The organism is Paraglaciecola sp., from assembly GCF_039943935.1.
Lineage (GTDB): Bacteria > Pseudomonadota > Gammaproteobacteria > Enterobacterales > Alteromonadaceae > Paraglaciecola.
Genome location: NZ_JBDUZQ010000013.1, coordinates 70,917 through 91,983 on the forward strand (window position 1 = coordinate 70,917; position 21,067 = coordinate 91,983).

Sequence of the window (21,067 nt, forward strand, 5' to 3'; positions counted from 1 at the left end):
AAATTGCTTTGTAGAGTATATTAAAGTTCATAACTTAGGGCTAGAATTTTGAAATTTAATCGTAGTTATTGTGATCGTTGTTAAGTCGCTTTTGAAGCCCATAACTTTGCTGCTACCAGTCCAGATATAAAGCCAAATAAGTGTGACTCCCAAGATATATAAGGGCTTGATGGTAAAATTCCCCAAATTAACCCTCCATAGAAAAATGCCACTATAACCGATATCAACATGAGTTTGGCTTTACCACTTAAAAAGCCAGCTAAAACTAAGTAACCAAAATACCCATAAATTATACCACTAGCCCCGATATGGCTTGAGGACCGACCAAACAACCAAACTAAAATCCCAGTTCCTAATACCACCAATAGGGTCACCATTAGATAACGTTTTAAACCGTATTGCAGTAATAAATAACTGAAGATACATATGGGAATAATGTTTGAAAAGTAATGTTGTAGACTGCCATGAATAAAGGGGCCAAGTAAGATCCCTTTCAAGCCAGGTATAAATCGAGGGAAGTTACCTAGCTGATTTAGCATGCGGCCTGTGAACAGGTTTATAACTTCAACAATTGTTAGTATTACAAAAATCCAAAATACAATTTTAACTTGTTGTGAGGTGTTACTAAGTTTCATTTGGCAATCAATTACAATAAATAGAACGGTTATTATTACTGATAAATCTGAGAAAATTCATGTCAAATTGTCACAAAATAATATGTGGTAAATAGCGGGACATATCTTGAGTGATGGTTGACTTATCTTCACGTACTGAAATTCCAGCGGCTTTATCATCCACTAACCAAGAACCAATTAAGGTGTGATTGTCTGAAAACTGTGGCAAGGCAGAGTATGCCTGATAAATATAGCCCTCCTCGCCATATGGGCCTGTCGCTTGTAACACAGTTTCACCATTTTCAATGATGCTAACATTGGCCCCTTCTCTTGAGTAGATAGGTTTTTTAACGAGTTTACTTTCTGTAGCTAAAGATAACTCGTCCTCAAAGTAGGAAGGTAAGAGGTTAGGGTGGTTGGGGAACATTTTCCATAACATAGGCATAAGTGCCTTATTAGATAACACTGTTTTCCAAATTGGCTCGAGCCAATTTACATTCGCTGTTTCAATGGCACTTCCAAACTCTTCTCTTTGAATAAATTCCCAGGGGTAAAGTTTGAAAAGTGTTTGAATTTTATTATCTGATAAATCGGTAAAGCTTCCACATTCACTTAATCCAATGTCTTCGATAAAAACGAAGTCATTATGTAGTCCTGATTCTCTAGCACAATCTTGTAAGTATTGGACTGTGCCTCTGTCTTCGTCGGTATCTTGGCAGCATGCAAAATGCATATGGGTTACATCATAATGTTTAGTGATAGCCGCTAATCTATGGACTAATTTTTCTTGTAAAGAATTAAATTGATCTGCCTGCTTAGCTATCTTGCCTGCATCAACTTGATCCTGTAGCCATAACCATTGCCAAAATCCAGACTCATAAAGTGAAGTTGGAGTATCTGCATTATTTTCGTATAACTTAGCTGGACCATTGCCGTGATAACTAAAATCTAAACGAGAATACAGAGAGGGTTTTTTTTGTTGCCAAGAGTCTCGGATTTGTTCCCAAAATGCCTCAGGAATTTGAAACTTTTCAAGGAGTGCTTGATCATTCACAACTTTATCTACGACATGTAAACACATCTGGTGAATGTCTTCGGTGGGCGTTTCTATATCTTGTTCTATCTGTTTGAGAGTAAATTGATAGTAAGCAGACTCATCCCAATAGGGTTTTCCGTGCATGGTGTGAAATTTAAATCCAAACTCTTCTGCTTTCCGTCGCCAATTCACACGTTCATTAATATTGATTCTTAACATTTCAAAACGAACGTTGTGTTAAAACGTTGAAATCGCATAAGTTGGAGTTATCCACCCCACCCCCCTTTTTTAGAGCTGCTGCCCCAGCTAGATTTTGCTCTGACGCTGCTACCAAACCCACCTCGCTTAATAGTTCTACTTACAGTTGGTTTGGGTTTTAAGGCACTCTCACTGACATTCATCGAGCGACGACGGTAGTCGCCAAAGTCATAACCGTCAGCACCTATCCATCTATTTCTATAAGGTGAATACCTAGAATAAGAGGTATACATGGGTTGAGAATAGTAACCTCTGGGTGACATTAGATTACTTAGCATGTATCCAGCCATAAATGGCATAAAAAATGACCCAGAACTGTTTTGGACTTGGTTACATTGGTTGTAGCCAAACTCTGCTTCACAATCACTTTGAGAGTTATATTTAGGACCTGTTCGTTGAGCTTCTTGCAAAGCTTGTTGATAGGCTGCTTCACATTGTGCACCAGCGTCGGGATTGTTATTAGTACAGTCATCAACATCGGTATAAACCGTTGCTTTTTCTTGATTTCCACAGGCGGTTAAGAAAATAGCTGCAATACCGAGTGCCAACGGCTTAACACTAAAGCTTTTGCGCATTCCTTTTAAGTTTATATTGTGTGTGCGTTTACTATTATTGGATGGCATTGGGCTCTCCTAATAACTCATACATGCGGCGTTTAATAGCCCCACAGAAATAGAAACCGCAGCTAAAATTGTTCCAGCAGAGACTTCATTTTTATCAATTCTGTCGGCTATTTTGGGCATAAAGGTAAAGCGCAGTAACGCAAAGGCTAAGGATTGCGCAATAATCGCCACTATGCCCCAAATTACAAAATCTACCAAAAACTCTGAATTGGCAACTGCGCCAGCCAAAGCAATACTAAAGCCAATCATTGCTCCACCAAACCCAATGGCTGCTGCCTGATTTTTGTGTATTTTAACTAACGCCCACTCATCATGAGGTGTGACAAATGCATAAATTATTTTAAATACAAATAACAATAAAATTGAAACTGCAAAATACAATGCAAAGTTGCTTAACCCTGCTAATGAGTTTAAAACTGCGTTCATTTTTCATCCTTTTTGATAGAGTGCGCTCCCAGTATATATGGGGCGATCTTAAATTTAAATAGTACTTGCTAACCGTTAATCGTAATGTCTGCTTGTCCGACATTAAAACCTGTACTGATGACTAAACAACGGTCTAAATTACTGTTTACTACTTTTTCTTCAGCACTAACTAATAAACTCTCAGTATCATCATCTGAAGCAGTTCTTTCATAGAGCATTACAAATTGATCGGTCTCGCTAGTATCGCCGTCTTCTTCATAGGTTTTTTCAGTCATTGCCACCGGGGGAGACTCTTCGCCTACAGCATCCCATACTCTACTAAAGCTTTCAGTTGCTAGCTTGTAAGATGATTTGGATACACCTGTGGCTAATGTCTCTTTCCACTGTCGTTCAGAACCAATGGTTTTCGTTTCGTAAAAGTACCAAAGCTTCACATCCGTTATGTGGTTTTCTGTGTCACCACCATCAAGTATCACTTGTAAGTATGCGTCATCATCTGTGTAAAATCGGAGAATTTTACCGCCTGTATCTAGGTTGACTTCACCTACCGCTTGAATGAAATGATATGTGGCAGCTTTCTCAATGGTTAGACTTGGCTCTAACAATTTTAACCTTAAGGGGTCTAATTCAAAAGAGCCCCCTAAATATAAGCCCATTATTTCAGGTGCCTTTGGCTTTACCTTTTTCTCTTTTTTACCAAATAATTTACTAAACATTATCTGCCTCAACAAATTGTTGCCATCTCACTTTATTAATACGTTGATGTGCTATGTAATATATTTTGTCACCCGAATAAAGCGTGGTATCCAAGTTAGGGTTGACTTGAACCTTCAATTTCTCTTCACTTCTGGCCATGCCAATCAAGGTTGCCTGATAGTTGCTCTTTAAGGATTGAAAAATATTAACAACTTTTAGAGGTGGGGCATCTTCAGGGATCTGCAGTGAATATTGGGCTTGTCCTAAGTTCACATCGAGCAAATCGTGATGCAATACACTGGATCCAGGATCAAAAGCAGATTTAGCTAACATCTCAACTGCGACACTAGGTGTGCATTCGACGTTTGGACAATGTTTTTGTAAGAGGCCAACTAAGCTTTCGTCGTTAAAATAAGCGATCATTTGAGCTTCTGAGTTACGTTGGCTACAGTACAATGCAGTTGTCATAGTTAAATCGTCTTCTGGATTGTCCATGATAACTACGCTCGCTTTAGCAATACATGCTTTGTCCATATCAGAATCGTTGCTAAAGGTTGTTACTTTCACAAACTCAACCTGTTCAGGTAGAGGGTTGGTTATATCAGCTCGAACGCACAATACAATGTCAGGATTTTCTTCTATTGAAGAACGTTCGCGAATTAAAAGTTCTAGTAGGCGAATTGTGCGAGGTCCGTTCCAACCTAAAACCAATATGTGATTTTCAACGTCAAGACTTTTCAATCCTCTTGCTCCTTTTTGCCATTGCTCTGATACCCAGGCGGCAATACGCCCTAATACCAAACCAAATATGCTTAACCCTAAAGGTATGATGTAAATCGAGACAATATATTTGCCAAAAGTAGTGGTTGGAGACATGTCTCCATACCCAACCGTAGAGCCGGTGACTACCAACCAATATACAAAATCAACAGGTTTAGTTAGGGCTTGCTCTCCAGCTAAAATTAGCAACAACCAGCTAGTTACACCATAAAAAACAAGCGCCAGTACAATTGTGTACCAGCGCATCTCAGCGAAGACTTTGACCAATAACTTACTTAACTTTGGAAACATATTCGCCTTTTAATATATCTAGTCAGTTAGCTATTACTTACCCAATATGCGGCTAAGTTCATCATCAGCTGAAGTTGTTCCGCCAGCTATGCCAGCCTCTGCTAACCGTTTCGATAAGTCATCGCTAGATTCTTCACTTGCCAACTCTTCAGCTGCTTGTAATTCAGCATTACGTAAGTTCTGCTTTTCCTGAATTCTAGATAAAGATTCAGTAGCGGTTTTCATTTTACTATTAGCACCTAAATGCCTAGATGATACTGCCACTTGTGCTTTTTGAACTGACTCAGTCGCCTTTACCATATCAACTTGTTGCTCCAACCTTTTGAGATTAGACTTTGCTTGGCTAATATTGGTCGCTAATTGTTTTTCAGATAATTTAAATTGATCTAAATACTTTTGTTCCCCATCTTGCTCTGTACGTAAATCACTAACTTTCTGTGCACAATCTAGTGCTAATTGACGGTCGCTGTCTATTGCTTTGCGAGCGTGTGCTTCATATTGCTCAATTGAGCCTTGCAGATTATCAACTTTTTGTTGAGCAAGCTTACATTTTGCTAGAATCTGGGTTCTTGCGTGGTCTGACTTACGTAATTCATCTTTAGCATCACGGATTTCTTGTTCAAGAATTCGAATAGCTTGACTATCAACGACCGATTGAGCTGCTTCAGTTGCACCGCCTTTTACTGCTGTGACTAATTTTCTCCAAACTGACATATTATTTCTCCTAATTTTTACAAGACTTATTGCAAATGGCCTTCATAAGCATCAATAAATGCTTCGACATTTTGAAATAATGTTGTTAACTCAATAATGACACTTTCTGCTTTTGACTGAGAGCTTAGTGAGCCAAAAGCGGTGTAATATTCATCACCTGCTACCTGTGAAATACCGACTGTAGTTAATGGAAATATCATGTGAGTCTTCAATATTTCTTCGTTTAAACTAGTAGTATCTTTGACCTCAGATTTTGCAAATAATAATGATTCTATTAATATTTGTTCGCCACTAATGGCTACCCAAGCGTCAATGCCATCACTGTTGGCAATCAATAAACAGTTTTCTTCTCTAGTAACAACCAAATCTTGATTGTCGGCTAAAAGGGTCTCAAGTTGGTTAAGATCCCAAGTCATGGATATTCTCCTATCAGGCTAATGACTGTTATGTGTTGATTTTTATACGCAGATGAAGTTTTTTCACTGATGCATCATTCCTCAACACGCACATAGTGTAGTCATTATAAAGTTAATTAGTCAAATTATATTTATCAACATTTGATATTTATTTGTTTTAAATGTAAATTATAACTCACGTTTGTTCTATTTGGTGTTTGGTATGTCTAGTCAAAACAATACAGGAAATTCTAATGTCACTGCATCTCACTCTGGAGACTGGAGGCAGCTTGTACAGCGTATCCTAAAAGCTGAAATGTCGAAACGTGGTACGAAGTACCAAGATCTCAGCGATAGATTGTCTACTATAGGGGTACATCAAAGCGCAGACAACCTTAGAAATAAAGTTAATAAGGGCATTATGGGAGCAGATTTGTTGTTACAAATCATGTACGTGCTTAATATGAGAAGGATAGAACGAGATGATATTTTGGATATTTTTGCAGATTTAGGCAGTCCTCTTGAATAAATTTAATGTTTGTAGTGTTTTGTAAACTTTACTTTTGAGGGGAATTTTTTAGCTCTGATGGAATGTGTGAAAGCTTACTTAAAAAAAAGTCCGAGCATGGCTCGGACAAGAACAGTTCAGGGAGAAACATATTTAAAAACTGTACGATAATAATAAGTCTTGTTGTTAAAACTGCAATTAAATTTGGGTATACTGGATTAACTATAGGTATATTAAAAAATACCTAATTATGCAGGTCAAACCTTTGATTTCTAAATTATACAATTGGGATTTGCTGACTTCACCTATCATTGATTAGAAGTTCAACATTTAGAATTTCACAGACTAGTAAAACAGCACGCAGTGACAATGATATCACTGCGTGCAAAAAGCAGTTTTAGAAGAAACGTTAATAAAACTGTGACTTAATAATAATTAAGGACGGTAAAAGTGCAATTTCATTTGGGTATACTATTTTAGTTATGGGTATACCATTGTATACAAGCTTATTAATTTTGATTTATGCAACTTAAATACTCTAATAATCCAAATTGATGGTTATTTTAGGTGTGTAAACAGAGTGTCTTATTGAATATTTTTTAATGCAAAAAAAAGCCCGAATAGATAAAAATTATCATTCGGGCGAAGAGCAGTTTTGGGAGAAACGTCAATAAAACTGTCTGCTAATAGTAAGTCAGATGAACCAAACTACAATCGGATTAGGGTATGTAAGTTAGGCTATAGGTATAAAAAATAATAAATATATTGAGTGTTCCGTATAGATGCTATCCTCTTTATTACTTATGATATTAAAAAGCGTATTTTGCTGTTAGCTGTAGTCGCCCCAATGTTCCGTCAGCCTCTGATTCAAGTTCTTTTTTAGCGTATGCGTATTCACCTCCTAATGTGAGCTCTTTCGTTGGAGAGTACATTAAGTTTACTCGAGCACTAGAGGTAGACTTTATTGGATTAATAGGGCCGTTTAAGCTCATGTCGTTATCTGCGTTAAATGCTGAATACATAAAATTACTTCGAAGTTTTTCATTCCAAACATGGCGATAAGCGATGGTGTAACCAATAGAGTCAATGATTTGTAACTCATTGTCTTCGTTAAGAATTGCGCCGTTGGCAACGTTGAGGCCTAGGTACCTTCCTAATCCCTTCCCTGTGTTTGCCATCAGCCTGATGTCATCTTGACCAAGTTTAAACTTTGCGGTGAGGCTTAAACCTATCGATGTTTCAGATGTGTCGATATTTGCTCCTCCTTGTTTGTTCTCATAAGATAGTTGGCGAACCAATCCTGCAACTGCAAAGTGGCCCCAATCGCCTTTAACTGTATACCTTGCAGTGATGTCAGGAAAAGCGGAGTCATCAGCAACAATCCTACCACCTGCTTGGTAGTTAGATATGGTGCTTTCTGGGTTTTCTGCCGCAATTTCAAAGTTACCAGATGTATACCTAACCATCATTTGGCGGACGAAGATAGTACCGTCGGTTACACCAATAAAGTCGACACTTTCGGGTAGGGCCCTAACGTCTTGAAAGGTTGACCATGTTTGGCCAATAAGCCAATTATCGTATTTTATAAATGCATGTCTTACTCTAGGCGTATATGAGTTACTTATACGTTCATCTCCGCCAGACGTTACGTGAAAATCAAACTCTAATACACCTGTTAGTTTTTTGCCGTTGGCAAGAGAAGTGTCAGTCGTAAACCTAAAGCGACTTTGCTTTATATGTGCGTCGAATTGCGTTGATTCTTCATTTCCTCCAGTTGGCGTTAGACTGGGGATGTAAAAGTCTCTGCCCACCGATCCTGAAGATAAAGTACCATCGCTATAAGAGCTAAACATAGCATCAGCTTTAAGGTAACCGCTAAACTTCACATTGGTTTCTTCAATTACATTAGCCAGTGCTGTATTGGCTAAACTTGATATCGCTACTATTGCTGGTAATACTAGTGTTCTTTTTATTTCCATTACGTTTTCCTCGTGACGTATCTTGAGTGAACTTTGGACGATTTAAAAAATTTTGCATATAAGCTGATGGTCTATAAGACCAAAGTCTCATGTTGTATTTGCTTGGTGGAGTTAAAGTATTGGCAACTCAAATTAATTACGGAAAAAAACTATGACTGAATCACGTTTCCCAGTGCCAGAAAAGGCAAAAGTTGGCGCTCTTCTTACGCCAGAAAGATATCAAGAAATGTATAAAGAATCAGTCGAGTCGCCAGATATCTTTTGGGGTAAGCAAGCGGCTACACTAGATTGGTTTAAAGTTCCAACGATAGTTAAGAATACTTCTTTTGACAAAAACAACCTAAGTATTAAGTGGTTCGAAGATGGTGAATTAAATCTTAGTTATAATTGTATAGATAGGCATTTGCAAACAAAGGCTAATACTACTGCCATCATATGGGAAGGTGACACGCCTGACCAAGATAAGCATATAAGTTATCAAATGCTGCATAATGAAGTGTGTAAATTAGCTAATGGTTTAAAAAAATTAGGGGTCGCTAAAGGTGATAGGGTGGCGATTTATATGCCTATGATCCCTGAAGCCAGTTATGCCATGTTAGCTTGCGCTCGCATAGGCGCTATCCACTCAATCATTTTTGGAGGGTTTTCACCTAACGCTATTGCTGACCGAATTAATGATTGTGATGCAAAAGTTGTGATTACTTCTGATGAGGGGCGACGAGGTGCTGGCGTTGTACCTTTAAAGGTGAACGTAGATGAAGCTTTGCAAGATGGTAAGTGTCCCAGTATCCAACATGTTGTTGTGTTTCAAAATACAGGTGGTGATGTTGAAAAACAGACTAGAGATATTGACTGGAAGACTCTAACTGATAGTTGTAGTTTCAATTGTGAACCCACTGTAATGAATGCTGAAGATCCACTATTTATTTTATATACATCGGGTTCAACAGGGACGCCCAAAGGTGTAGTACATACCACTGGAGGCTACTTAGTTTATGCTTCTATGACCCATAAATATGTATTCGATTACAGAGAAGGCGAAATCTACTGGTGTGCTGCTGACGTTGGCTGGATTACTGGGCATACTTATATGGTTTACGGACCGTTAGCTAATGGCGCAACGACTTTGTTATTTGAAGGAGTTCCAACTTATCCGGATGTTAGGCGTATTTGCCAAGTCGTTGATAAACATAAAGTTAATATTTTATACACCGCCCCAACCGCTATACGAGCATTAATGGCTCATGGTGACTTTCCGGCAGAAGGTACCCATTGTGATTCATTGCGGTTACTTGGCTCTGTAGGTGAGCCAATTAACCCAGAAGCTTGGCATTGGTATTATGAGACTATTGGAAAAAGCCGTTGCCCAATAGTAGATACGTGGTGGCAAACAGAAACCGGTGGCATAATGATGACACCATTACCCAGTGTCACTGACTTAAAACCTGGCGCTGCAAGTACTCCTTTTTTTGGTATTCAACCAGCACTAGTAGATAGTGAAGGTAGCGAACTTCACGGTGAAGCTGAAGGTAATTTAATTATTAAGGAAAGTTGGCCAGCGCAAGCTCGCACCGTTTATGGAGACCACGAACGTTTCATTCAAACCTATTTTAGTACGTTTGATAATGCGTACTTTACCGGTGATGGATCTCGCAGAGAAGAAGATGGCACATATTGGATAACAGGCAGAGTAGATGACGTACTAAATGTGTCTGGACACCGTTTAGGAACCGCTGAAATAGAAAGTGCTTTAGTATCACATCCTGCCGTTGCTGAAGCGGCCGTTGTAGGGTATCCCCATGATATTAAAGGGCAGGGAATTTACGTTTATGTGAGTCCTGTAGAAGGAGTTGAGCCCTCTCAAACGTTAACGAAAGAGTTGATAAAATGGGTTCGGAAAGAGCTAAGCCCAATAGCATCTCCAGACTTAGTACAGTGGACATCAGGTTTACCTAAAACTCGTTCAGGTAAAATTATGCGCCGTATTTTACGTAAAATAGCAGCGAATGAGTACGCGCAATTAGGTGACACTTCGACTTTAGCTGATCCAAGTGTGGTTGATAATTTAATAGAAAATAGGTTAGTGCGTTAATCACGCTATGATATTGATAGTTTTTACTAGTTAGGTCGATATAGGTCAATAATAGGTGATGTTATTGATTTGTATCGGTTATACTATTTAAATAACTAATTATTAACAAAATGCCCGCGATAACATGTATACATTGCTCATTGCAGATGACCACCCACTCTACAGAGATGCTCTAAAAGGAGCATTAAATGGCTCTTTACAATCATTGTCACTATTAGAGTCAGGCTCACTCGCAGATACACTGAAAATTATCGAAACCACCGAAATCGATTTATTACTTCTAGATTTGCATATGCCTGGAAGCCAAGACTTATTTGGTTTGATTCATGTGCGGAAGTTGTTCCCAGATTTGCCTGTTATGATCATTTCAGGTTTAGAAAATAAAGATATTGTGTCCAAAGTATTAAATACCGGGGCAATGGGATTTATACCTAAAACCACAAGTTCTGATAATATTGCTCTGGCTGTAAAGACCGTGCTTGAAGGCGATATTTGGGTGCCAGATAAATTAGTCAGTGAGCTTGATTCACCAGATGACGCTTTTGCTGAGCTAGCGGCTAAAATTTCCACGCTAACACCTGCTCAATACAAGGTCTTATGTTTGATGCGTGATGGCTTGTTAAATAAACAAATTGCTTATGAACTAGGGATTGCAGTTGCCACTGTAAAAGCCCATGTAACAGAGGTGTTCAAAAAGTTGTCCATTAATAATCGTACTCAAGGTGTGTTGATTGCCTCCCAATTGCAATTAGAGCCGCCAAGTACAGCGAACTGCCAACACTGAGTTTAGTTCGCCAAGAGCAAAAGAATGCTTTATCAAATTTTTGTCTTAAAGCTATTTAATAAAGCGCGTAATTTAGCTGGTTTAACAGGTTTACTAAGATACTCAACACCTTGCTTTTTGCATTGTTCTAATAAAATTTGTTCTCGATTTGCTGTAACTAAAATGGCTGGCAAAGGTTTACCCACTTTGTCCCTTAGGTTCTCGATTAGCTGCAAACCATTTTCTGAGTTTGATAAATGATAATCCACAAATAACGCATTAGGTGTAAATTCACTTGTGACAGCTAATGCTTGTTGCGTAGTCTGCACGCAATGATTTTGAATATTCCACTTATCAAATAGGGTGGAAATTGCATCTAAATTTTCTGCTATATCATCAACACAAAGTACTTTTAACTTAGCTAAGTCCGTTTTAATTGTTGGTAATGTGATTGGTGAAAAAGGTTGCGGTGTTGCAATGGGTAAAATTATTGAAAAACAGCTTCCTTTCCCTAATTTAGAACGAAGCGTAATTGGTATATTAAGTTTATCTTTTAACCTTGAGACCACACCTAATCCTAACCCTACACCTTGTACTAGATGCTCAGTAACGCGATAAAAGTCATCGAATACTTTTTGCTGTTCAGATTCAGCCATGCCTATTCCCGTATCCCATACTTGCAGTAACACCGAAGAGCCACCATTTTCAGATGTTCGAACTCTTGCAGTGATTAGTATTTTTCCTCTGTTAGTGTACTTAATCGCGTTAGACAGCAGGTTCTGTACAATTCGATATAATGATGTTTTGTCTGATGTGACCCAACAATCTGCAAGTCGAGTCCGAAAGTCTAATCCTCGCTCCTTTGCTTTCATTAGAAACTCATCGACTAATGGATTAAGTAACATACTTAAAGACAAGGGCTCTTTATTAATTAGCACCTCATCCTGATCTAGTCTGGCAATATCCAATAGAGTTGCGATTAAGGTCTCACTTGAAACTACACTGTCATTTAGTTTGTTCAATACTGCCCGCATATCTAGTGTCACATCTGCTTCATCTAAAACAGATAAATAGAGTTTTGCTGCATTCAAAGGTTGCAAAACATCGTGGCTAGCGAAGGCTAAGAACCGTGTTTTACTGGCATTGGCTTCCTCAGCGGCTTGTTTCGCTTTTAACAAGTCATATTCCAATTGAGCTCGGCGGTCAATTTCCAATCTAAGCTCTGCGTTAATCGCCTGTACTTCTTGGCCTCTTTTTTCAATTCTTTTTTCTAAGTTTATATTGGCTTCTTTTAGTGCTTTTTGAATTTCGATATGTGAAGTAATGTCAGCAAAACTAGTCACAAATCCGCCACCAGGGAGGGGGTTACCAACCATCTCAATCATTTTCCCATCACTACGCTGACGGACAAATTTATGGGGGTGGCCCGCTTTTAAATGGTCAATACGCTTTTTCACTAGAGTATCTACTTCGCCAATACCACATTCTCCTCTTAAGGCATTAAAATAAACCATTTTCTCTATAGGTGTCCCCACACTTATTAAGTCGTCAGGGTAGTCGAATAATTCTAAATAGCGTTTATTCCAAGCCACTAAATTAAGATTTTTATCAATTACACTTATCCCTTGCTCTAGACTTTCAATCGATGTGAAAAGTGCTGAAGCATTAAATTGAATGGCCTGAGTAGTATCATCAAAAAATGTCACCACTTCTTCAAAATTGAGCTTTTTACCAATTAGTACACTATCAATTAACCGTTTAGCGCTAGAGCTTCCTAAAACCCCTCCAAGGGCTTTTTCACAAAACATTAGAAAGTCAGGTTGAGGTGGCTTCTGCCAATCTAGTTTTGAATCACAGCGACGCTCAAAGTCAAGCAATAGACTTTGTGTTCTAGGTTCACCTAAAAAGGTAGAAAGCAATGTTGATAAATCACTAACTGTCGCTAACGTTTGTCTTTTTTTCGATTCGTCAACTTGCCCCTCTCTAGGAGAGACAAATGCTTGAGATTGTAAGCGGTCAATAAGTCTATCTTGAGCAAAATACGAGAATAAAATATAAGCAAAGGTATTTATGCCCAGGCTCAGTAACGCAACCATACTGATAGCATCGGAATGCAGAGTATCATTAGCTAACTCGTTACTTAAAGGTAGGATAATCCATAATACCCAAGTAAAGAGACCACTCATTAAGCCTGCGTACACACCATGCGCATGACCCTTTTTCCAATACAAGCCTCCTACAATAGCGGGAAGGAGTTGAATAACCAAAGAAAACGCGATTAATCCGATGGAAGCTAAAGAGCGACTTCCTGTCATTTGTTGTTGGTAGATATATGCCAGCAACAATAAGGACCCGATGACTAGGCGTCTTACCATTAGAATCACGCTGGCATAATTTTTATGGGTGTTAGTAGACGAGTTCTTACGATGTAATTTGGTTAATATTTTGGGCATTATGACGTCATTTGTAATCATAGTGCTCAAAGTGAGGGTTGCGATAATAATCATAGCCGTGGCAGCGGATAAACCTCCTAAAAATACCAATACTTGGATAAGTAAAGTGTCTGATGCCATTGCTAAGCTAAGTACATATGTATCAGGGTCTTGATGACCTAAAATGATTTTCCCAGAAACTGCAATAATAGGAATAACTGCCGCAGTAATTGCTAAATACAAAGGAAATAACCAACGGGCTGTTCTAACATGCTTCAGCTTTAGGTTATCGATAACGGCAATATGATACTGACGTGGCAAGCAAACCACTGCAGACGCTGCCATAATAGTTTGAGCTATAAATGAAAATGAGCCGAAGCTACTTACATCGTTGAAGGTTTTTAGTGTTTCTTTAAAGGCTTGTTGATCAACGGACATAGACCAACGATAGCCAATGAAACAAACCCCCAGTAAGGCGACTAACTTTAAAGATGATTCGAGCGCTATTGCTAAGATTAAACCATGCCTGTGCTCTGTGACATCTGTTCTTTGGGTACCAAAGTAAATAGAAAATAAAGCAATAAATCCAGTGGCTAACAGTACGATTAGCTCACTACTTTCTTGTTGGGTTACTATCTGGAAGGCCGCCCCAATTGCTTTTAATTGTAATGCGACATAGGGAATGGTTGCCAACAAAGCAATAATAGTCACAAGCAGAGCAACTAACTGTCTTTTGCCATACCTTGAGGAAATAAAGTCAGCAATAGTGGTAATATGTTGTTTTTTGCTCACTAAGGTAAGCTTGAATATAAACTGGTAACCAAATAGGTAAACTATTGTTGGTCCAAGGAGTATTGGCAGGTATTGCCAGGTATTGCGTGCAGCTTCACCCACCGCGCCGAAAAAAGTCCAAGCCGTGCAGTAAATCGCGAGTGCCAAAGAATAAATAACTGGGTGTGAAGTAAGTTTTATCGCTAGGGGCGATCCTTTTTCCCCCCATTTAGCCACAAAAAACAACCCAACCAAATAGGTTAACGCTAATAAAATCCAACCAAATGCCATTTAATTTTCTCTATGAAAACGATTGTTTACCAAGGGCTTAGGGAAACTTTATCATACCTTTATTGAGATTTTGGAAACTATACGACTATGGTCTTATTACTAAATAGTCAATGGCATGAACTGGCACTTTCTGTATTGAATCAGGAAACTTAACGTTTCTTACCCTAAATGAAAAAGAGCTTAAAATACTCAGCTTTTTTACACCTGTGCTAGAGACATCTTGAGCTAAACGACACATCACCGTAAGATGCACAGCGATTTAATGGCGAGAACCTTATGAAACTATCTGATTTTCAATTTGATTTACCTGAAGCACTTATAGCTCGGTACCCAACAAAGCAGCGTACTGCAAGTCGTTTGATGCACCTAGATGGTGATAATGGAGTGGTATCCCATAAAAAATTTAGCGACATAGTCAGCCTAGTTAACGAAGGGGACCTATTAATTTTTAATAATACTAGGGTGATACCTGCTCGTTTAATTGGTCAAAAGCAGTCTGGTGGAAAAGTTGAAGTATTAGTTGAAAGGGTGCTTGATGATCATCGAGTATTAGCACATGTAAGAGCGAGTAAATCCCCTAAAGCCGGAACTGTACTTATTCTTGAAAATTACGTAAAAGCTGAAATGTTGCAACGCCATGATGCATTATTTGAGTTGAAATTTCTTGGTGAGGAAACGGTTTTAACTTTGCTAGAAAGATACGGGCACATGCCACTTCCTCCTTATATCGACAGGCCTGATGAAGACTCTGATAAAGAACGATATCAAACTGTATACAACCAGGTGCCTGGTGCTGTTGCAGCGCCTACTGCAGGCTTACATTTTGATGATGAGATATTGCAAAAACTCAAAGAAAAAGGTGTAAATTCGGAATTTGTAACCTTGCATGTTGGAGCTGGAACTTTTCAGCCCGTGAGAGTCGAAAATATTTTAGAACATCAAATGCATTCAGAATACGCCGAAGTATCACAACAAGTTGTTGATGCCATACTCGCGACTAAAGCTTCGGGTAAGAGAGTGATCGCTGTAGGTACGACTTCAGTGCGCTCTTTAGAGTCTGCTGCCAAAGCATCCTTAAAATCAGGGGCATTACTACAACCTTTCTTTAGTGATACCGATATATTTATCTACCCTGGCTATGATTTTCAGATAGTTGACGCAATGTTAACTAACTTCCATTTATCTGAATCAACACTGCTCATGTTAGTGAGTGCATTTTGTGGTAAAGAAAATATTGATAATGCGTATCAACAAGCTATCGAGAATAAATACCGATTCTTTAGTTACGGTGATGCTATGTTTTTAAAACAAAACACTAAACAAAACTAAACTTTGGGGAACGTTTTTCTTTAAAAAAAGTTAAAACTTAAAATGAGCAACAATTTTGCCTAACTCAATTGTGTTCTAACTCAATTTGCTAGATGTTTTATTATTTTGCTCGATGATATTGGTTAAGCCTGACGTTTGAGCAGAGATTTTTACATCCTGTTTTCAAAGATAATTACCAACTTGGTATTGTTCTTCAGAAACGTTTGCTATCTCTTGTTGAATTTTTCTGAATTGCTTTTTGTTGCATGTCAATTAATCCCGATACTTTCAACATCAATACTTACACTTGCCACAATACCGAGTTTTATAAGTTGTAGTTATAAGTTGCTTTATCAAAGCCTGACCTGTTTCTATTCGGTTAGTTGAGATAGATAAGACTGCTATAGCGTTCCCTTAAGAGTATCGTATCTCGTATTATCTCAAATCTTTATGAAAGCAAGGTCAATTGCATAATATAAGTTAGAGTAGCTAGCTATTTTATTATCTATACCCGTCATTGCGTGTTTATTATTGGAGTTTTAGCTAAATCGAAAATGGATTAAAATTTAGTGGTGATATGTTTTCAAACCAGAGCTTGATTCGTATATAATCTCGCAAATTTTTTAGCCGGTCTGAATGCAAGTTATTGGATTCTGAAAAAGCTGGTCTTCGTGAGACTGTTTTACGGTAAACAGAGAGAGATAAATGAAATTCGAATTAGACAATACAGACGGTAAAGCACGCCGAGGCCGATTGGTATTTGATCGTGGTGTGGTAGAGACCCCTGCTTTCATGCCTGTAGGTACATACGGTACCGTTAAAGGGATGACACCTGAAGAATTAGATGAAACTGGGGCACATATATGTTTAGGAAATACCTTTCATTTGATGTTGCGCCCAGGAACAGAAATTATCAAGCAACACGGTGATTTACATGACTTTATGCATTGGGATAAGCCAATTTTGACTGACTCTGGTGGTTTCCAAGTTTTCAGTTTGGGTGACCTGCGCAAGATTACCGAAGAGGGGGTGACCTTTCGCTCTCCTATTAATGGTGAAAAAATATTACTAACGCCAGAAAAGTCTATGCAAGTTCAACGTGATCTTGGATCTGACATAGTCATGATTTTTGATGAATGCACTCCTTATCCTGCCACAGAAAGTGAAGCCAGAGTTTCAATGGAAATGTCATTGCGCTGGGCTAAACGAAGTAAAGCTGAACATGGTGATAGCTCTTCCGCTTTGTTTGGGATTATTCAAGGGGGAATGTATGAAGATTTGCGAGACGTCTCTTTACAAGGGTTAGAAGATATCGGTTTTGATGGCTATGCCATAGGTGGTTTATCCGTAGGCGAACCAAAAGACGAAATGATTAAAATTCTTGACCATACTACAGAGCAAATCCCTGCGGATAAACCTCGTTATTTGATGGGAGTTGGTAAGCCTGAAGATATAGTTGAAGCGGTGCGCCGTGGTATTGATATGTTTGATTGTGTAATGCCAACACGAAATGCTCGGAACGGGCACTTGTTTGTTACTGATGGAGTTGTAAAAATTCGCAACGCCGTTCACAAGACAGATACAGGACCTTTAGACGATAAATGTGACTGTTACACTTGTAAAAACTATTCTCGGTCATATCTACATCACTTGGATAAGTGTAACGAGATATTGGGCTCGCGCCTGAATACTATACACAATTTACGCTATTACCAACGAGTAATGCAGGGGTTACGAGATGCTATTGCAGCTAACGACTTAGATAGCTTTGTTAGTGAATTTTACGCGCAAAAAGGATTACCGGTACCCGAATTGAAAGAGTAACGGGTATCTATTATTTTAATAATTAACAAAGGTTAGGGGAATTTATGAGTTTATTTATATCAAATGCTTACGCACAAGATGCTGGCGGTGCTGCTGGTGGCGGTTTTGAAATGTTGATCATGCTTGGTGTGTTCGGGTTGATCTTTTACTTTATGTTATATCGTCCTCAAGCGAAGCGGGTAAAAGAGCATAAAAACTTAGTGGGCTCATTAAGTAAAGGTGACGAAGTGTTAACTCAAGGCGGGATGGTAGGTAAGATTACTAAGGTTTCAGAAGACAAAGATTTCATAGAGATTGGCTTGAACGATAGCACTAACATTGTTGTACAAAAATCAGCCATATCGGCTGTGCTACCTAAGGGTACTATGAAAGCTATATAAGCTTTAGTTATTGGGGCTTTTGCCCCTTTTTTTTGAAAAACGGAAGGAATGTCTTGTGTTAAATCAAACTCCGCTGTGGAAATACTTTGCGGTCTTCATAGTTGTTGGTATATGTGCCTTGTATGCATCCCCTAATTTATATGGTGAAGATCATGCGGTACAAATTTCTGCTAGTAGTAGTGCGGTAATTGACGGGTCTACTTTAGAAAAAGTTACAGCTGAACTAGCGTCAGCTAATATTCCAAGTAAAAGCATTGTGTTGCAAAACGAGCAAATTTTGGTTCGTGTCCCAGATTCAGATACTCAGTTAATCGCACGTGAGACAATTGAAAAAGCGTTAGGTGACGATTATTCCGTTGCCATGAATTTAGCTCCAGATACACCAAAATGGTTAGACTCATTAGGCGGTACGCCAATGAAGTTAGGGCTAGATTTGCGTGGTGGCGTACATTTTTTGATGGAGGTAGATATGAAATCTGCATTGTCAAAATCTTATGAAGATATGGTAGGTGACTTCAAATCTGCGTTGAGAGAAGAAGGTATTCGTTACCGTGCAGTGAAGCAGATTGATGATGGAGTTGAAATTTATTTTCGTGATGAAGAGAAATTAGATAAAGCGGAGTTTTTCTTAAAAAACCGTAATCGAGATTTTGTTTTCAGCAATAAAAATGACCTAGTCCTGTTAGTCAAAATGTCAGAGCAAAAATTACTAGAAACTCGTGACTACGCAGTCAAACAAAACATTACAATCATACGTAACAGGGTTAATCAACTCGGTGTCGCAGAGCCAACAGTTCAAAAGCAAGGCCCTGATAGAATTGTTGTGCAGTTACCAGGCATTCAAGACACCGCCAAAGCGAAAGAAATCTTAAATGCTACTGCAACGTTAGAATATAGAGAAGTTGACCTTGATCATGACGTCCGTGATGCCATTGATGGCCGGGTTCCCGCAGGTTCAGAATTGTTACCTTATGAAAAAGGTGGCCCTCAATTATTGAAGAAAAAGATCATAGTTAAAGGTAGCTCTATCATTGATGCCAACAGTGGTGTTGATCAAAATGGCATGCCAAAAGTATCTATTTCCCTTGATTCTAAAGGAGGGGCTCAAATGCTTAAGTTCACTAAGCGAGCAGTAGGTAAACCTATGGCTGTGGTATTTATTGAATATAAAGCTACTGATGAACGTGATGAAAATGACAAGCTTATTTTTGAAGAAAAGCGTCGTGTTATTAGTGTTGCTACTATTAATGGTGTGTTTAGTAATAAGTTTGAAACCACCGGATTAGACTCTCCCAGAGAGGCGCATGATTTAGCATTGTTACTAAGAGCTGGTGCGTTGATTGCGCCTATTCAGATTATTGAAGAACGTACAGTTGGCCCAAGTTTAGGTCAAGAAAATATCAACTTAGGTATGCAAGCTATTATATGGGGATTTGTAGCAGTACTTGTTTTCATGTTGGCTTATTATAAAAAATTCGGCATCGTTGCAAATGTTGCATTAACCCTCAACTTAGTCATGATAGTAGGAATTATGTCTATGATCCCGGGTGCTGCACTAAGCTTACCTGGAATGGCTGGTATTGTATTAACCGTAGGTATGGCGGTTGATGCTAACGTTCTCATATTTGAAAGAATACGAGAAGAAATTAAGGAAGGAAGAAGTCCCCAGCAAGCTATACATCATGGTTACGATAGTGCGTTTTCAACTATTCTTGACGCCAACATCACAACTTTCCTTGTTGGATTGATATTGTTTGCTGTTGGTACAGGCCCTATAAAAGGTTTCTCTATTACCCTAATGATTGGTATTGCTACTTCGATGTTCACTGCCATTATTGTAACTCGAGTTATTGTTAATGCATGGTGGGGCGGTAAACGTCTAACCAAGTTGTCAATCTAGGAGCAAAATTGTGCAATTATTAAATATGAAAGACACCGTTGCCTTTATGGCTTTGAAAAAGCCAGCGGCAGCATTGTCTATTTTACTTATACTGGGGTCGATTGCCTCTCTGGTTATCAATCAACTTAATTGGGGGCTTGATTTTACCGGGGGAACCCAGATAGAAGTTGGGTATAAAAATACCGCTAATTTGGAAGAAATTCGTCAAGTTTTAGAGAACTCAGATTTTAATGATGCGGTAGTTCAAAACTTTGGCAGTAGCACTGATGTATTGATTCGCTTAGCATCTCGTGAAGGAATTAAGCCAGCTGAGTTAGGGGATGCAGCGTTAAAAATATTAAAAGAAGCGGATGAAACGGCTGAAATGCGTGGTAGCTCTTATGTTAGCTCAAGTGTAGGAGAAGAGTTAACAGAGCAGGGTGGTTTAGCCATGTTGGTCGCTTTGATTTGTATTTTAATCTATGTCGCTATGCGCTTCGAGTGGCGTTTTGCGTTAGGTTCAGTGGCTGCTTTAACTCACGATGTCATTATCACGCTCGGCTTATTTTCTGTGTTTCAATTAGAGTTCGACCTCACTGTTTTAGCTGCTGTGTTAGCGGTTATTGGGTATTCGCTAAACGATACTATTGTGGTTTGTGACAGGATCCGTGAGAACTTCCGTAAAATGCGTAAGGGTGAGTCAGAAGACATTATTAATACATCTCTTACTCAAACCTTGAATCGAACTATCATTACCTCTCTAACCACAATCTTGGTTTTACTAGCTCTATTCTTTTTAGGAGGAGCGACCATTCATGGCTTCGCGACTGCATTATTGTTTGGCGTGTTAATTGGTACCTATTCATCTATTTATGTTGCCAGTTTAGTCGCATTAACACTAGGTATTAGCAAAGAAGACCTAATGCCAACCGAAGTAGAAAAAGAAGGAGCAGATCAAGACGCTGTGGTGTAATCTTTCTTTAGAAAGTACAAAACTAAAAACCAGC

Annotated in this window: 18 protein-coding genes; 8 read left to right on the plus strand and 10 right to left on the minus strand. The window is 38.7% G+C overall.

The window, feature by feature from the left end:
- Positions 1-80: 80 nt before the first annotated feature.
- The 8 genes from ABJD71_RS07720 to ABJD71_RS07755 form a co-directional block, all read right to left on the minus strand.
- Positions 81-635, minus strand: a complete 555-nt coding sequence (locus ABJD71_RS07720; protein WP_348167010.1) for a rhomboid family intramembrane serine protease — start codon at positions 633-635, stop codon at positions 81-83.
- Positions 636-705: 70 nt separating this feature from the next.
- On the minus strand, positions 706-1,869 hold the full coding sequence (locus tag ABJD71_RS07725) for a glutathionylspermidine synthase family protein (protein ID WP_348167013.1): 1,164 nt from the start codon (positions 1,867-1,869) through the stop codon (positions 706-708).
- 47 nt (positions 1,870-1,916) lie between these two features.
- On the minus strand, positions 1,917-2,531 hold the full coding sequence (locus tag ABJD71_RS07730) for a DUF1190 family protein (RefSeq protein ID WP_348167016.1): 615 nt from the start codon (positions 2,529-2,531) through the stop codon (positions 1,917-1,919).
- A 9-nt stretch (positions 2,532-2,540) separates the two neighbouring features.
- Positions 2,541-2,957, minus strand: coding sequence for a DUF350 domain-containing protein (locus tag ABJD71_RS07735; protein ID WP_348167019.1), 417 nt, complete (start codon positions 2,955-2,957; stop codon positions 2,541-2,543).
- Positions 2,958-3,025: 68 nt separating this feature from the next.
- Positions 3,026-3,673 carry a YjfK family protein gene (locus ABJD71_RS07740; protein WP_348167022.1) on the minus strand — a complete coding sequence of 216 codons (648 nt, stop codon included), beginning with the start codon at positions 3,671-3,673 and terminating at the stop codon, positions 3,026-3,028.
- Positions 3,666-4,724 (minus strand): potassium channel family protein, encoded by a 1,059-nt coding sequence (locus tag ABJD71_RS07745; RefSeq protein WP_348167025.1) that lies wholly within the window; start codon positions 4,722-4,724, stop codon positions 3,666-3,668. The genes ABJD71_RS07740 and ABJD71_RS07745 overlap by 8 nt, the downstream gene beginning before the upstream one ends.
- 33 nt (positions 4,725-4,757) lie before the next feature.
- Positions 4,758-5,438, minus strand: coding sequence for a PspA/IM30 family protein (locus ABJD71_RS07750; protein ID WP_348167028.1), 681 nt, complete (start codon positions 5,436-5,438; stop codon positions 4,758-4,760).
- A gap of 26 nt (positions 5,439-5,464) precedes the next feature.
- Entirely contained in the window at positions 5,465-5,854 is a 390-nt protein-coding gene (locus ABJD71_RS07755) for a YjfI family protein (RefSeq protein ID WP_348167031.1), read from the minus strand.
- Positions 5,855-6,056: 202 nt separating this feature from the next.
- Between ABJD71_RS07755 and ABJD71_RS07760 the strand changes: the two genes are divergently transcribed.
- Positions 6,057-6,362 carry a DUF6471 domain-containing protein gene (locus ABJD71_RS07760; RefSeq protein WP_348167034.1) on the plus strand — a complete coding sequence of 102 codons (306 nt, stop codon included), beginning with the start codon at positions 6,057-6,059 and terminating at the stop codon, positions 6,360-6,362.
- A 788-nt stretch (positions 6,363-7,150) separates the two neighbouring features.
- Here the strand turns inward: ABJD71_RS07760 and ABJD71_RS07765 are convergent.
- Positions 7,151-8,320 (minus strand): DcaP family trimeric outer membrane transporter, encoded by a 1,170-nt coding sequence (locus tag ABJD71_RS07765; protein WP_348167037.1) that lies wholly within the window; start codon positions 8,318-8,320, stop codon positions 7,151-7,153.
- A gap of 151 nt (positions 8,321-8,471) precedes the next feature.
- Between ABJD71_RS07765 and acs the strand changes: the two genes are divergently transcribed.
- Positions 8,472-10,412: an acetate--CoA ligase gene (gene acs / locus ABJD71_RS07770; protein ID WP_348167040.1), complete on the plus strand. Its 1,941-nt coding sequence runs from the start codon at positions 8,472-8,474 to the stop codon at positions 10,410-10,412.
- 124 nt (positions 10,413-10,536) lie between these two features.
- A complete protein-coding gene (locus tag ABJD71_RS07775; RefSeq protein ID WP_348167043.1) occupies positions 10,537-11,196 on the plus strand; it encodes a response regulator transcription factor in 660 nt (219 codons plus the stop codon).
- 32 nt (positions 11,197-11,228) lie between these two features.
- On the opposite strand, the gene ABJD71_RS07780 is transcribed toward ABJD71_RS07775, so the two are convergent.
- Positions 11,229-14,669: a PAS domain-containing hybrid sensor histidine kinase/response regulator gene (locus ABJD71_RS07780; protein WP_348167046.1), complete on the minus strand. Its 3,441-nt coding sequence runs from the start codon at positions 14,667-14,669 to the stop codon at positions 11,229-11,231.
- Between the two features lie 276 nt (positions 14,670-14,945).
- Between ABJD71_RS07780 and queA the strand changes: the two genes are divergently transcribed.
- The 5 genes from queA to secF all read left to right on the plus strand — a co-directional run bounded on the left by queA (position 14,946) and on the right by secF (position 21,033).
- Entirely contained in the window at positions 14,946-15,998 is a 1,053-nt protein-coding gene (queA, locus tag ABJD71_RS07785; protein WP_348167049.1) for a tRNA preQ1(34) S-adenosylmethionine ribosyltransferase-isomerase QueA, read from the plus strand.
- A 684-nt stretch (positions 15,999-16,682) separates the two neighbouring features.
- Positions 16,683-17,801 (plus strand): tRNA guanosine(34) transglycosylase Tgt, encoded by a 1,119-nt coding sequence (gene tgt, locus ABJD71_RS07790; protein WP_348167052.1) that lies wholly within the window; start codon positions 16,683-16,685, stop codon positions 17,799-17,801.
- A 44-nt stretch (positions 17,802-17,845) separates the two neighbouring features.
- Positions 17,846-18,181, plus strand: coding sequence for a preprotein translocase subunit YajC (yajC, locus tag ABJD71_RS07795; RefSeq protein WP_348167055.1), 336 nt, complete (start codon positions 17,846-17,848; stop codon positions 18,179-18,181).
- A 55-nt stretch (positions 18,182-18,236) separates the two neighbouring features.
- Complete coding sequence (secD, locus tag ABJD71_RS07800; protein WP_348167058.1) at positions 18,237-20,081, plus strand: protein translocase subunit SecD; 1,845 nt, start codon at positions 18,237-18,239, stop codon at positions 20,079-20,081.
- A 10-nt stretch (positions 20,082-20,091) separates the two neighbouring features.
- The gene (gene secF, locus ABJD71_RS07805; RefSeq protein ID WP_348167061.1) at positions 20,092-21,033 is read left to right on the plus strand and encodes a protein translocase subunit SecF; all 942 of its coding nucleotides are present in this window, start codon (positions 20,092-20,094) and stop codon (positions 21,031-21,033) included.
- Positions 21,034-21,067 lie beyond the last annotated feature (34 nt).

Coding starts and splice junctions, on each gene's coding strand:
- ABJD71_RS07780 (WP_348167046.1), bottom strand. CDS start 14,669: ATGGCATTTGGTTGGATTTTATTAGCGTTAACCTATTTGGTTGGGTTG.
- yajC (WP_348167055.1), top strand. CDS start 17,846: ATGAGTTTATTTATATCAAATGCTTACGCACAAGATGCTGGCGGTGCT.
- ABJD71_RS07755 (WP_348167031.1), bottom strand. CDS start 5,854: ATGACTTGGGATCTTAACCAACTTGAGACCCTTTTAGCCGACAATCAA.
- ABJD71_RS07735 (WP_348167019.1), bottom strand. CDS start 2,957: ATGAACGCAGTTTTAAACTCATTAGCAGGGTTAAGCAACTTTGCATTG.
- ABJD71_RS07720 (WP_348167010.1), bottom strand. CDS start 635: ATGAAACTTAGTAACACCTCACAACAAGTTAAAATTGTATTTTGGATT.
- ABJD71_RS07765 (WP_348167037.1), bottom strand. CDS start 8,320: ATGGAAATAAAAAGAACACTAGTATTACCAGCAATAGTAGCGATATCA.
- ABJD71_RS07750 (WP_348167028.1), bottom strand. CDS start 5,438: ATGTCAGTTTGGAGAAAATTAGTCACAGCAGTAAAAGGCGGTGCAACT.
- acs (WP_348167040.1), top strand. CDS start 8,472: ATGACTGAATCACGTTTCCCAGTGCCAGAAAAGGCAAAAGTTGGCGCT.
- ABJD71_RS07740 (WP_348167022.1), bottom strand. CDS start 3,673: ATGTTTAGTAAATTATTTGGTAAAAAAGAGAAAAAGGTAAAGCCAAAG.
- ABJD71_RS07730 (WP_348167016.1), bottom strand. CDS start 2,531: ATGCCATCCAATAATAGTAAACGCACACACAATATAAACTTAAAAGGA.
- ABJD71_RS07760 (WP_348167034.1), top strand. CDS start 6,057: ATGTCTAGTCAAAACAATACAGGAAATTCTAATGTCACTGCATCTCAC.
- ABJD71_RS07725 (WP_348167013.1), bottom strand. CDS start 1,869: ATGTTAAGAATCAATATTAATGAACGTGTGAATTGGCGACGGAAAGCA.
- ABJD71_RS07745 (WP_348167025.1), bottom strand. CDS start 4,724: ATGTTTCCAAAGTTAAGTAAGTTATTGGTCAAAGTCTTCGCTGAGATG.
- queA (WP_348167049.1), top strand. CDS start 14,946: ATGAAACTATCTGATTTTCAATTTGATTTACCTGAAGCACTTATAGCT.
- tgt (WP_348167052.1), top strand. CDS start 16,683: ATGAAATTCGAATTAGACAATACAGACGGTAAAGCACGCCGAGGCCGA.
- ABJD71_RS07775 (WP_348167043.1), top strand. CDS start 10,537: ATGTATACATTGCTCATTGCAGATGACCACCCACTCTACAGAGATGCT.